This window comes from Blautia intestinihominis (assembly GCF_040096655.1).
Classification (GTDB): Bacteria; Bacillota; Clostridia; order Lachnospirales; family Lachnospiraceae; genus Blautia_A; species Blautia_A intestinihominis.
In genome coordinates, this window is sequence record NZ_JBBMEI010000087.1 from 1 (window position 1) to 12814 (window position 12814).

The 12814-nt window shown below is 47.2% G+C and carries 15 protein-coding genes; 14 read left to right on the forward strand and 1 reads right to left on the reverse strand.

Annotated elements, in window-relative coordinates:
- Nucleotides 1-9: 9 nt before the first annotated feature.
- The 14 genes from WMO75_RS16880 (at nt 10) to WMO75_RS16945 (ending at nt 11748) form a co-directional block, all read left to right on the forward strand.
- Nucleotides 10-1869: a VirD4-like conjugal transfer protein, CD1115 family gene (locus WMO75_RS16880; protein ID WP_222891062.1), complete on the forward strand. Its 1860-nt coding sequence runs from the start codon at nt 10-12 to the stop codon at nt 1867-1869.
- A gap of 121 nt (nt 1870-1990) precedes the next feature.
- On the forward strand, nt 1991-2131 hold the full coding sequence (locus WMO75_RS16885; RefSeq protein WP_029732077.1) for a Maff2 family mobile element protein: 141 nt from the start codon (nt 1991-1993) through the stop codon (nt 2129-2131).
- A gap of 163 nt (nt 2132-2294) precedes the next feature.
- Nucleotides 2295-2444 (forward strand): hypothetical protein, encoded by a 150-nt coding sequence (locus WMO75_RS16890; RefSeq protein WP_242998592.1) that lies wholly within the window; start codon nt 2295-2297, stop codon nt 2442-2444.
- 270 nt (nt 2445-2714) lie between these two features.
- Entirely contained in the window at nt 2715-3203 is a 489-nt protein-coding gene (locus WMO75_RS16895) for a hypothetical protein (protein WP_002569239.1), read from the forward strand.
- A gap of 627 nt (nt 3204-3830) precedes the next feature.
- Nucleotides 3831-4226, forward strand: a complete 396-nt coding sequence (locus WMO75_RS16900) for a plasmid mobilization protein (protein WP_002594236.1) — start codon at nt 3831-3833, stop codon at nt 4224-4226.
- Nucleotides 4198-5823: a relaxase/mobilization nuclease domain-containing protein gene (locus WMO75_RS16905; protein WP_002594235.1), complete on the forward strand. Its 1626-nt coding sequence runs from the start codon at nt 4198-4200 to the stop codon at nt 5821-5823. Before WMO75_RS16900 ends, WMO75_RS16905 begins: the two co-directional genes overlap by 29 nt.
- On the forward strand, nt 5813-6199 hold the full coding sequence (locus tag WMO75_RS16910; RefSeq protein WP_002594234.1) for a cysteine-rich VLP domain-containing protein: 387 nt from the start codon (nt 5813-5815) through the stop codon (nt 6197-6199). The genes WMO75_RS16905 and WMO75_RS16910 overlap by 11 nt, the downstream gene beginning before the upstream one ends.
- Nucleotides 6200-6329: 130 nt before the next feature.
- Nucleotides 6330-7070, forward strand: a complete 741-nt coding sequence (locus WMO75_RS16915) for a replication initiator protein A (RefSeq protein WP_002594233.1) — start codon at nt 6330-6332, stop codon at nt 7068-7070.
- Complete coding sequence (locus WMO75_RS16920) at nt 7067-7921, forward strand: ATP-binding protein (RefSeq protein ID WP_002594232.1); 855 nt, start codon at nt 7067-7069, stop codon at nt 7919-7921. The genes WMO75_RS16915 and WMO75_RS16920 overlap by 4 nt, the downstream gene beginning before the upstream one ends.
- Nucleotides 7918-8112: a transposon-encoded TnpW family protein gene (locus tag WMO75_RS16925; protein WP_002594231.1), complete on the forward strand. Its 195-nt coding sequence runs from the start codon at nt 7918-7920 to the stop codon at nt 8110-8112. Before WMO75_RS16920 ends, WMO75_RS16925 begins: the two co-directional genes overlap by 4 nt.
- A gap of 127 nt (nt 8113-8239) precedes the next feature.
- Complete coding sequence (locus tag WMO75_RS16930) at nt 8240-9865, forward strand: recombinase family protein (protein WP_002594230.1); 1626 nt, start codon at nt 8240-8242, stop codon at nt 9863-9865.
- A gap of 281 nt (nt 9866-10146) precedes the next feature.
- The gene (locus WMO75_RS16935) at nt 10147-10419 is read left to right on the forward strand and encodes a helix-turn-helix domain-containing protein (protein WP_002593556.1); all 273 of its coding nucleotides are present in this window, start codon (nt 10147-10149) and stop codon (nt 10417-10419) included.
- Entirely contained in the window at nt 10379-10756 is a 378-nt protein-coding gene (locus WMO75_RS16940; RefSeq protein ID WP_005927690.1) for a TnpV protein, read from the forward strand. The genes WMO75_RS16935 and WMO75_RS16940 overlap by 41 nt, the downstream gene beginning before the upstream one ends.
- Before the next feature lie 29 nt (nt 10757-10785).
- A complete protein-coding gene (locus tag WMO75_RS16945; RefSeq protein ID WP_005927687.1) occupies nt 10786-11748 on the forward strand; it encodes a DUF3658 domain-containing protein in 963 nt (320 codons plus the stop codon).
- Between the two features lie 61 nt (nt 11749-11809).
- On the opposite strand, the gene WMO75_RS16950 is transcribed toward WMO75_RS16945, so the two are convergent.
- Nucleotides 11810-12616, reverse strand: coding sequence for a helix-turn-helix domain-containing protein (locus WMO75_RS16950; RefSeq protein WP_005924756.1), 807 nt, complete (start codon nt 12614-12616; stop codon nt 11810-11812).
- Nucleotides 12617-12814 lie beyond the last annotated feature (198 nt).

Consider the following 12814-nt stretch of genomic DNA (forward strand, 5'->3'; position numbering starts at 1 on the left):
AAAAATCTGATGCAAAAATGGAAGAATAAGATCAGGGTCAGGCTGTCCGCCCTGGATAAAAAGAAACTGGTTCTTACCAATATCCCATATATCTTAACTGCTTTTTATACAAATCGGGCATCATTTCTTTACAGAAACAGTCTGGGAGAAGATATTGGGAACAAGCTATTATATGCGATGGAACATGCAGACAGGATTCTTACTGGATTGCAGCCAAGTTTTAACTGGCGTGATATGCTGACAGGAATTGTAGCAGCTGTCATTCTGAAATTACTGGTATGGCAGAAACAGTCAGATGCAAAGAAACTCCGGAAAGGAATCGAGTATGGTTCAGCCAGATGGGGAAACGCTGAGGATATTAAACCTTATATGTCGGAAGATCCCTGGATGAATATTCCATTAACAGCAACAGAAGCATTGACTATGGAAAGTAGACCTAAACAGCCAAAGTATGCAAGAAATAAAAATATAGTGGTCATTGGCGGCAGTGGTTCCGGAAAAACTCGATTTTTCGTTAAGCCGTCAGTCATGCAGATGAACTGTTCCATGGTCATTACAGATCCGAAAGGCACTCTGATCGAGGAGTGCGGGAAGATGTTAGCAAAGGGACCACCTAAGAAAGATAAGAATGGAAATATTATGAAAGATAAATCAGGAAAAGTGGTACACGAACCATATGTGATTAAGGTTCTGAATACTATCAACTTTTCCAAATCGCTTCATTACAATCCATTTGCTTATATACGGTCTGAAAAAGATATCCTGAAGCTGGTTACAACAATTATTGTTAATACCAAAGGCGAAGGGGAAAAAGCTTCCGAAGATTTTTGGGTGAAAGCAGAGAAGCTGTTGTACACGGCATTGATTGCTTTTATCTGGTATGAAGGAGATGAAGAGGAAAAGAATCTGAATACCCTTCTGGATCTTTTGAATGAAAGCGAAACCCGTGAAGAGGATGAAACTTACCAGAATCCAGTGGATATGATGTTCCAGGAACTGGAAGAAAGAGATCCGCAGCACTTTGCGGTCAGACAGTATAAAAAATACAAAATGGCGGCTGGCAAAACAGCCAAAAGTATTCTTATTTCCTGTGGTGCGAGGCTGGCACCATTTGATATAGCAGAACTTCGTGAGATCATGTCTTATGATGAAATGGAACTGGATAAGATCGGGGACAGGAAGACAGCCTTGTTTTTGATTATGTCCGATACAGATACAACATTTAACTTTGTGATTGCCATGTTACAGTCACAGCTTTTCAATCTGCTTTGTGACAAAGCAGATGATGAATATGGTGGAAGACTGCCAGTTCATGTGCGTGTCATTGCTGATGAGTTTGCCAATATTGGACAAATTCCTCAGTTTGACAAGCTGATTGCAACCATCCGAAGCAGGGAAATCTCTGCTTCTATTATTTTGCAGTCACAGAGTCAGCTAAAGGCAATGTATAAGGATAGTGCAGATACTATTCTGGGTAACTGTGATACCACACTATTTCTTGGAGGAAAAGAGAAAACTACCTTAAAGGAAATGAGCGAGCTTCTGGGTAAGGAAACCATTGACCTGTATAACACTTCGGAAACGAGGAGCAATCAGAAGTCCTTTGGATTGAATTACCAGAAAACAGGCAAACAGCTGATGACAGAAGATGAGATTGCAGTCATGGATGGTGGAAAATGTATCCTGCAGATCCGTGGGGCCAGACCATTTTTCTCGGACAAATATGATATCACGAAACACAAAAACTATCGGCTTCTTGCAGATGAAAACGAGAAGAACCGGTACAAAGTTGAGAAAGAGTTAAATCCGCAGTATACACCGAAATCTGAAGAAGAGGTGGAAGTAATTCATGTAGAACTGTCGGAGTAACCTTGGGAATGAACAGAAAATAATGAGGAAAGGAATAACTGACACTAGGTGCACCGGCTTTTTAGTCGGTGTATTTTCGTTCCCGTAAACACCTGAAAGAAGTCAGTTTTGGTGAATGTATATGGCATTTTTTAGCAGTGCAATTACAACTTTAAAAACTCTTGTAGTCGCAATCGGCGCAGGTCTTGGCGTGTGGGGTGTCGTAAACCTTCTGGAAGGATATGGAAACGACAATCCCGGTGCTAATGCTCATGTGCGGTAAAGTAATAAAAAGATTTAGGTAGCCGCCTTAACTATTCCTAAATAAGATAATATGCACAGTATTTTCTCGTAAATAGAAAATAAATTATTGCATTTTACCAATTATTATGTTAAAATGACAATGTAACAAAGAGCTATGTATTTTTAAGGAAAGGGAGGAACTTATGAATTTAAGAAAATCTATTTTAGCACTTTCAGTAGTAGCTGGAATTGTAGCTGCTCCAATGACTGTATTTGCCGCTCATACTCATAGTTGGGGTTCTCCCCAGTACTATGGATATGAAGATGAAATGCCTGGTATATATGATGACTGAGATAAATGTGCGACACGTCATGTATATAATTACAAACAATGTTTAATTTGTGGAGAAGTAAGCATTTATGAAGTTGAGACGATTGAAATGTCTCACAAATGGGTGAATGGTGCATGTGTATATTGCAACAAAGGTTACGCGAAAGAGATAAATTAACATAGTATCATTACCGGCAAGTTTATAATCAAAAAATAGAAAGCATTGAGAATATTTCAAAATTTCTTGAAAGTACTCTCAGTGCTTTCTTTGATAATATGAAAGGAGAAATAAATGCAAAAAAAACAACTTTCTGTATTAGTACTAATTATTTTATGCTTTTTATTAGGATGTAACAGAGAAACACCAAAAGATGAATCTCAACAAAATTATGAAGATGAATCTAATATTTCTAAAACAAATGGAGAAGAACTTGTAAATATAAACAGTGAATTGTTAGGTTCGACTCCTTTTGATATCCAAATCGATAAAACAGCATTGCAGACTAGAAAAGAAACAGAAACAGAAGTTACAATAAAGACAAATTTAACAGACTGGGGTTATACTGTTTCTTCTGAAAAAGGGAAAATATCTGATATAAATAAAAATTCATTCATATATATAGCACCTAAAGATGAGAGGGATGATACTATAAAAATACAATTATCGGACTATGAAAATGGCATATCATATGAATATACAATTCCACTTATTTTTGCGGGAAACAATGAACATTCTTTAGATAAATTCAAGGAAAATCTTTCAAGATTACCTAATAGTTAGTAAAGAGTCGATAGACTAAAGTACCACCATCCTCTTTTATTTCAACTGAATATCCATCCCGCCGCACCGCAGCGGCACATGAAGCAGTAAATCCGAAAAAGATTTGCTGCTTTTTTTGCGTCCATTTTTGGCAAATTTCCAAAAGTTCCGTATTAGACAGTGAAACCAAAAAAGGCTGCCATTTTTTTCAGACAGCGGGCAAAACGCAGCTTCCGAAACGCCTTATTGTCGGGAAAGACCGAGCCGCCGGAAAAGTTCTTGCCGGAAAGTCCGTCCATTCTGCTCTTTTGTGGTTTGTAGGGAGTAAGGGAAAAACGCCAGCCCGCAGCCTTTTATAAAAAAAGCTGGTTATAGATTTTCTGAAAAAGTGGCAGTAGCAAGTGAACGGCAGGCCGGCAGTTTCTTAGAGCAAGATTCTACCGAGGTGCCAAAATTCGCTTATCGCTCATTTTGCCCCTGCGGGAATCTTGTTGGGGAGTGCCTTCCCCAAACCCTGCTTATGCGGCTTGCGCCGCTGAAAAACCCCTCAAAATATTTTTCGGATTTTTCAAAAACAGTTCCGCTTCACACCCTGTTTTTCTCCTATTAGTGAGAGGACACCACGCACAGAAAGGAGGTCAACCACCTATGAAACGATACAACACGCCGCACCGCAGCCGGGTAGTCAAAACACGCATGACCGAGGAAGAATACGCCGAGTTTGCCCAGCGGCTTTCTGCTTACCACATGAGCCAAGCCGAGTTTATCCGGCAAGCCATAACCGGGGCAGCCATACGCCCCATCATAACCGTTTCCCCCATCAATGACGAGCTGCTTGCCGCTGTCGGGAAGCTGACCGCCGAATACGGGAGGATCGGCGGCAACTTAAACCAGATAGCCCGGACGCTGAACGAGTGGCACAGTCCCTATCCGCAGCTTGCCGGGGAGGTACGGGCGGCGGTTTCCGACCTTGCTGCCCTAAAGTTTGAAGTCTTGCAGAAAGTGGGTGACGCTGTTGGCAACATTCAAACATATCAGCTCTAAAAACGCCGACTATGGCGCAGCGGAAGCCTATCTCACATTTGAGCATGACGAGTTTACCATGAAAGCCACCCTTGATGAAAACGGGCGGCTGATACCGAGGGAGGATTACCGCATTTCTTCCCTCAACTGCGGGGGCGAGGATTTCGCTGTTGCCTGTATGCGAGCCAATCTCCGCTATGAGAAAAACCAAAAACGGGAAGATGTGAAAAGCCACCACTATATCATCAGCTTTGACCCACGGGACGGGACAGACAACGGCTTGACCGTAGACCGGGCGCAGGAGCTGGGCGAGCAGTTCTGCAAGGAGCATTTCCCCGGACACCAAGCCCTAATCTGCACCCACCCGGACGGGCATAACCACAGCGGGAATATCCATGTGCATATCGTCATCAACTCCCTGCGGATTTACGAAGTCCCGCTTCTGCCCTACATGGACAGACCAGCCGACACGCTGGAGGGCTGCAAGCACCGCTGCACCAACGCCGCTATGGAATATTTCAAGAGCGAAGTCATGGAAATGTGCCACCGGGAGGGGCTTTACCAAATCGACCTCTTGAACGGCAGCAAGGAACGGATAACCGAACGGGAATACTGGGCGGCAAAGAAAGGGCAGCTTGCCCTTGACAAAGAGAACGCCGCCAGAGAAGCCGCCGGACAGCCGACCAAGCCCACCAAGTTTGAAACGGACAAGGCGAAGCTGCGCCGGACGATACGGCAGGCACTTTCCCAAGCTGGCAGCTTTGACGAGTTTTCTTCCCTTTTGCTGCGGGAGGGTGTGACCGTCAAGGAGAGCCGGGGGCGGCTTTCCTACCTCACGCCGGACAGGACAAAGCCTATCACAGCCCGAAAGCTGGGGGACGATTTTGACAAGGCTGCTGTCCTTGCCCTGCTCACGCAGAACGCCCACAGAGCTGCCGAACAGACCAAAGCCATACCCGAATACCCTGCCGCAGTTAAAAAGCCGTTACAAGGGGAAAAAGCTGCAAAAACCACCCCGGCAGACAACACCTTGCAGCGCATGGTTGACCGGGAAGCCAAGCGAGCCGAGGGCAAGGGCGTGGGCTATGACCGCTGGGCGGCAAAGCACAACCTAAAGCAAATGGCAGCTACCGTTACCGCCTATCAGCAGTACGGCTTTTCCTCCCCGGAGGAACTGGACGAAGCCTGTTCTGCCGCCTATGCCGCCATGCAGGAAAGCCTTGCGTGGTTGAAGCAGGTGGAAAAGACGCTGAACGGGAAAAAGGAGCTGCAACGGCAGGTGCTTGCCTATTCCAAGACCCGCCCTGTCCGGGACGGGCTGAAACAGCAGAAAAACGCCAAAGCAAAAGCAGCCTACCGTCAGAAGCATGAAAGTGACTTTATCATAGCAGACGCAGCCGCCCGCTATTTCAGGGAGAACGGCATTTCCAAGCTGCCGAGCTATAAATCCCTGCAAGCAGAGATTGAAAGCCTTATCAAAGAGAAAAACAGCGGCTACAACGATTACCGGGCAAAACGGGAGGAGTACCGCCGCTTGCAGACTGTCAAGGGCAATATCGACCAGATTTTACGCCGGAGCGAGCCGCAGCGCAGAAAGGAGCAGAGCCATGAACGGTAATATCCCCCGCATGGACTACCGCCAGTACCGGGCAGCCCGCCGCCTTGTGCATGAGTGCTGCAACTATGACAGCGGGAACTGCCTGCTGTTGGAGGACGGCGAGCCTTGCGTGTGTGTACAGAGTATCAGCTATTCGCTGCTCTGCCGCTGGTTTACCGCCGCTGTCCTGCCCCTTGATGAAGCACTGGAAGCCGCCCTCTTGCGCCGGGGAAGCCGGAAACGCTGCGCTGTCTGCGGGGCGTTCTTCTTCCCAAAATCCAACCGGGGGAAATACTGCCCGGACTGCGCCGGACGCATGAAGCGGATAAACGCCGCCAAACGGAAGCGGAAACAAAGGGAGAAATGTCACGCTTTAGGGCATTTCAAACCCGCATAAATCAAGGCTTTTTTGGAGGGTGTCAAAGGGTGCGTGATACATTTATCCTTTTCCCTTAAAAACGCCCCCTAAAAGCGTAACAGAACCCACAGACAGACACCACAAGGAGGTGAACCCTATCGCTGATTATATGACCGCAGGAACGGAGCTGCCCGCTTACCTGCCTTACCCCCGTTTCCTGCTGGAAACAGACCTATCCCACACCGCAAGAGAGTTATATGCGCTGCTGTTAGACCGTTCCACCCTTTCGCAGAAGAACGGCTGGCAGGACAGCGAGGGACGGACATACATTGTCTACCCCATAGCAGAGATAGCGGAAATGCTGGATAAAGGCTGCACCACCATAAAGGGCGCACTGAACGAACTGGACGCTGCCGGGCTGCTGGAACGCAGACGGACGGGCTTTTCTGCCGCCAACCGTCTGTATGTGAAAGTGCCGCCTATCCCAGTGGTACAGTTTTCCGACCAACTGACGGACGGAAAACCGCCCCTCATAAGGGCGGGAAACCGACCAACTGACAGCCGGAAAACTGACCTTATGACGGTCGGAAAACCGTCCCCTAACCAAACTAATATAAACAACCTAATAGAGAGCCAAACAAAAGGAGCGAGTGAGGGGCAGCCCCCCGCCGCTTATGGCAGATATAAAAATGTATTTCTTTCTGACACAGAACTTTTGGAGCTGGAACAGGACTTCCCCGGCAAGTGGGAGTATTACCTTGACCGCCTTTCCTGCCACATCGCTTCCACCGGGAAGCAGTACCAGAGCCATGCAGCCACCATTTACAAGTGGGCGCAGGAGGACGCTGCCAAAGAGAAGCCAAAGAAAGGCATACCGGACTATTCATTCAAGGAGGGAGAAAGCCTATGACCGATACAATCCACAACACCATACTGCCTATGACCGACACCACAGCCGAGCCGGAGGATTACACCGGGGAGGACGGGCTTTTATACTGCGGCAAATGCCGGAAACCCAAAGAAGCCTATTTCCCGGAGGGCAAGACCTTTTTCGGGCGTGACCGCCACCCGTCAGAGTGCGACTGCCAGCGGGCAGCCCGTAAGGAACGGGAAGCCGCCGAGAAGCGGCGCAGCCACCTTGAAACGGTGGAACGGCTGAAACGGCAGGGCTTTACAGACAAGACCATGCAGGACTGGACATTTGCCAACGATAACGGCAGCTGCCCGCAGATGAAGAACGCCGCCGGATATGTGGCACGCTGGGAACAGATAAAGGACGGGAACTACGGGCTGCTCTTGTGGGGCAGGGTAGGCACTGGGAAAAGCTATTTTGCCGGGTGTATTGCAAACGCCCTCATGGAGCAGGAAGTCCCGGTGTGCATGACAAACTTTGCAGCAATATTAAACGACCTTGCCGCCAGCTTTGCGGGCAGGAACGAATATATTTCCCGCCTTTGCAGCTTCCCCCTGCTCATCATTGACGATTTTGGAATGGAGCGTGGCACAGAATACGGTCTGGAACAGGTCTACAATGTGATTGACAGCCGCTACCGGAGCAGGAAGCCGCTGATTGTGACGACCAACCTCACGCTGGAGGAATTGCAGCACCCGGAGGACACCGCCCACGCCCGGATTTATGACCGCCTGCTTGAAATGTGTTCCCCTCTCTGCTTTACCGGGGAGAATTTGAGGAAAGCCGCCGCACAGGGAAAAATGGAACAGCTGAAACGGCTGCTTGCCGGAAAGGAGATTTGCCTATGACCGACACCCAGAGAAACAAACGCCCTGCCCGCCGCCCGGACTGCGTGACCGAAACGAGGATAGGCAACACAATCCTTGTGGTGTCTGGCTTTTTCAAGGAGGGGGCGACCGACACCGCCGCTGACAAGATGATGAAAGTGCTGGAAGCAGAAGCCGCCGCCGGATATTTGACCTGTGATAAGCCTGATTGAAAAACCGTCATTTTTACCGACCGTAAAGAAGCAGATTTGACGCTTTTGCCGCTATACAGACAGCCGCCCCATGTGGTACAATCAAGGTACGGAATAGTGGGGCTGGCTGTCGGAAACGGAGGAATTTATGTTAAGACAGACCACCCAGCAACTCATTACCGCCCTTTACCCAAGACTGTCCCATGAGGACGAGCTGCAAGGCGAGAGCAATTCCATTTCCAACCAAAAGAGGATTTTGGAAACCTATGCCAAACAGAATGGATTTTCTAATCTGCGCTGGTACACCGACGACGGTTATTCCGGTGCGAACTTTCAAAGACCCGGATTTCAAGCCATGCTTGCAGACATTGAAGCAGGGAAAGTCGGGACAGTTATCGTCAAGGATATGTCGAGGTTAGGGCGAAACTACTTACAGGTGGGAATGTACACAGAAATGATTTTCCCACAGAAAGGTGTCCGCTTCATCGCTATCAATGACGGAGTGGACAGCGCACAGGGGGAAAATGATTTTGCCCCGCTGCGGAACATTTTTAACGAATGGCTGGTGAGAGATACGAGCAAGAAAATCAAGGCAGTAAAACGCTCTAAGGGCATGAGCGGAAAGCCCATCACAAGCAAGCCCGTCTATGGCTACCTCATGGACGAGGACGAAAACTTTATCATTGACGAGGAAGCCGCCCCGGTGGTACGGCAGATTTACAGCCTTTGCCTTGCCGGGAACGGTCCGACCAAGATAGCCCGTATGCTGACCGAGCAGCAAATCCCCACGCCGGGGACGCTGGAATACCGCAGGACGGGCAGCACCCGCCGCTACCACCCCGGCTATGAGTGCAAGTGGGCGACCAATACCGTGGTTCATCTGCTGGAAAACCGGGAATATACGGGCTGTCTGGTAAACTTTAAGACCGAGAAGCCGTCCTACAAGCTGAAACACAGCATAGAAAATCCCCCGGAAAAGCAGGCGGTTTTTGAGAACCACCATGAGCCTATCATTGACCGGGAAACGTGGGAACGGGTGCAGGAGTTACGCAAGCAGCGCAAACGCCCCAACCGTTATGACGAAGTGGGCTTGTTCTCCGGCATACTCTTTTGTGCCGACTGCGGCAGCGTCATGTACCAGCAGCGATACCAGACGGACAAGCGCAAGCAGGACTGTTATATCTGCGGAAGCTACAAGAAACGCACCGCCGACTGCACAGCGCACTTTATCCGCACTGACCTCTTGACCGCTGGCGTACTCTCCAATCTGCGGAAAGTTACCAGCTATGCGGCAAAGCATGAAGCCCGGTTTATGAAGCTTTTAATCGAGCAGAATGAGGACGGGGACAGACGCAGGAACGCCGCCAAGAAAAAGGAGCTGGAAGCCGCCGAGAAACGCATAGCCGAGTTATCTGCTATCTTCAAGCGGCTGTATGAGGACAGCGTAACCGGGCGCATATCGGACGAGCGTTTCACAGAGCTGTCGGCAGACTATGAAGCCGAGCAGAAAGAACTGAAAGAACGTGCCGCCAGACTGCGGGAAGAACTTTCCAAAGCGCAGGAAGCCACCGCAAACGCTGAAAAGTTTATGAATGTGGTACGCAGGCACACTACCATTGAAGAACTTACCCCTACTCTGCTGCGGGAGTTTGTGGAGAAAATCGTTGTCCATGAAAGCGTTGCCCTTGACGGGAAACGCCGGGGCAAGTTACGCAGACAGGAAATCGAAATCTATTATTCTTTTGTCGGCAAGGTAGAACTGCCCGACACCTAACCGCCCGACCTATCCGACATACCTCATGTGCCGGATAGGAACGGCAAAATTTTTTACACTTCTATTACTTCTTTATCACACATAAGCAAAGAGCCAGGGCATCAAACAGTTCATGGCTAATTAGTTGGAACAAAAAACGAAAGGAAAAGCACAATCCAGACGGTATCAGCGGCAGGCTACAAGAATAAATTGTGATTTCACAAGATTGGTGCTATAATAAGAGAAAAGTTCCTGCCGGGGCAGCCGCCCCGGTGGTATAGATAGAAAGGCAGGAAAACAATATGCACATCAGCTATAAGCCACTCTGGCACACACTGTTAGAGCGTGATATGAGAAAAGAGGATTTAAGGCTTGCCGCTGGTATGACAACAAATATGATTGCCAACATGAGCAAAGAGGGAAAGCACATCAGCATGGATACATTAGCCCGTATCTGCGAAACGCTGAATTGTGAGATTACCGATGTGATTGAGTTAGTACCAGACGAGCCTGCTTCCACAGGAGGTAAGGAACATGAGCGAATTGAAACCAAGAATAACGGAAAACGGAATTGATTATATCCTTGTCGGAGATTATTACATCCCGGACTTGAAACTGCCGGAGGAACACCGCCCTATCGGAAAGTACGGACGGATGCACCGGGAATATTTAAGGGAAGTCCACCCAGCCAGATTGAATACATTGATACTGACCGGGGAATTGTGGACATATCTTGCAGACCTGAACGAACAGGCACAGGAACGGTTAGACACCATCATGGAGCAGATGAAAACTGCCGAGGGCGTAACCGAGGAATTGAAGCGTACCCACCAAATGGAATGGGTGCAGCGTTGCAATAACATTCATAACCGGGCAGAAGAAATTGTTTTGCATGAGATGATTTATTCATAACGGGAGCAATTAAATCGGAGGTATATAAGATGATTGAAATTGTATTTGGTGAAAGTGCCTGTGGAAGTTTGAAAATTGCCCAAACTTACGGCAAGGGAAAGTATAGAGGAAGTGCTGTTTCAATATTTATGAGGCATGAAGACGGGAGTGTTCCATCTTCAGATGAAATGAAAAAAGCACAGCTTCAAGCACAGGAACAAGAACGCATTGCTTGGGAGAATGCTATTCCATTGGGAGGCAAGAGCTGTGATGTTTATTGTTTTGATATGGCTCTTAGTGTGGGAGATATTTCTGATAATGGAATTGGCGAACAGCGGAAAAATGTTTTCAAGAAAATGCTGTCTGTCTGCTTTGTAGAGGATTTAGATTATCAGGTTGAAGAAAAAATACAGAAAATTAAAACTACATTGACCTCAGTGATTGAACGATATGTAGCTGGGGAAGAAATTCGCATTTGGTATAGCTATAATCCAGATGAGCTTTGTGGTATGTATTGGCTTATGAAACAACTTCAACCCTTAAACTGCCAGACAACAATTTATTTGGTTAAGTTACCTACATGGGAATATGGAAAAGAAAATACTATGACATCCAAAATAGCATGGGGCGAGGTCTCTCCTGGCGAATGGGGAAACTATATAACTCTACAAGAGAAAGCTAATCCTGTATTTCTTTCAGCTTGTGCTATGAAATGGAATCAACTTCAAAATGAAAATGCACCTTTGCGTGCAATGTTAAATGGTAAATTGCAAAGCGTTTCAGAAGATATATATGATAGTTTCATTCTTCGTGAAATTGCGGAACAGCCAGAGCAATTCAAAATGGCTATTGTCATAGGTAATGTTTTAGGAAAATATCAACTTGGAATTAGTGATGTATGGATTTCCAATCGCATTGATAAAATGCTTGAAGATGGTGTGTTGGAAATTATACAGGACGCACCAAAGGGAGAAACAAATTATCGCCGAATATTAAGAAAACGAATGAAGTAATAACCACAGCACAAACCGCTGCTACATGGAATCCAACAAACCATGCAACAGCGGTTTTCCTTTACCGTTTTTTCCTCTGGTTGATAGGCGTTCCCGTTTTCTTTGATTTTTGGAGAATCCGAATAAGCCAGCGAAATTCTTCATCTGACAGATTTTTATAGTTGATACCGAGCTGCTTGCAGTAAAGCACTGCCAGTTTTTCCAAACGGCTGCCCTTGAAATTTTCGACCGCTTCCAGATTTTCTTTCAGTTCATTGGCAACAGTGGTCTGGGGCGCACTCTCACTATCCTTTTTATGGGTTTCCCGAATATCCCGGATAATCAGGTTTAGGTCATCCAGAACCATGTGGCTGAAATATTCATCATCACTGATATGGGCGGCTTGCAGCACTTTCAAATGTGGGTCATCTTCGCCAGGGCGATACCGTTCTATGATTTCATGTCGGACAGTATCGACAAGGGTGTTGAGGTTTTGAATCTGCATGGTGGCAATCCCATCCACATAAATCTCAATGTCCGCAAGAAACTTGATAAAGTCCTTATGGGTGGCAAGTTCGCAGAGCAGACGGTTGTTGATCCGACCGCTTTTCAGAAGTGCAACCATTTCATCGTTCAAATGCAGCTCCGTCAGTGGCGTGTTGATCTGCTCCCTGTTCTCTGTCCGGCACAGCAGATAATCGACGGAAACCCCATAGAAGTCTGCCAGCGTGATAAGGTTGCCATGATTGATTTCCTTAAAATCTTCTTTTTCATAACTGCCAAGGGCTGATTTAGAAATACCCGTTAGTTTTGATAGTTCTTCCAGATTTAAGCCTTTGTCCTTGCGGAGTTCCCAAAGGCGTTCCTGTATGCTTGTTGCTCCTTTCATGGGCACACGCTCCTTTCCAACGGTTTCATTGCTGCCGCTTATCTGGATTATATCACACTTTCCGTAATCGTGGAAATTTCTGATTTTTACCCTTAATTCCTACTTTGTGGACATACGGCACAGGGCACAAAAATGTTCTATGATACAGGTAGTTCATCGATGGATTATTCCAATCGAATGACCAGCCTGTGTGGGATA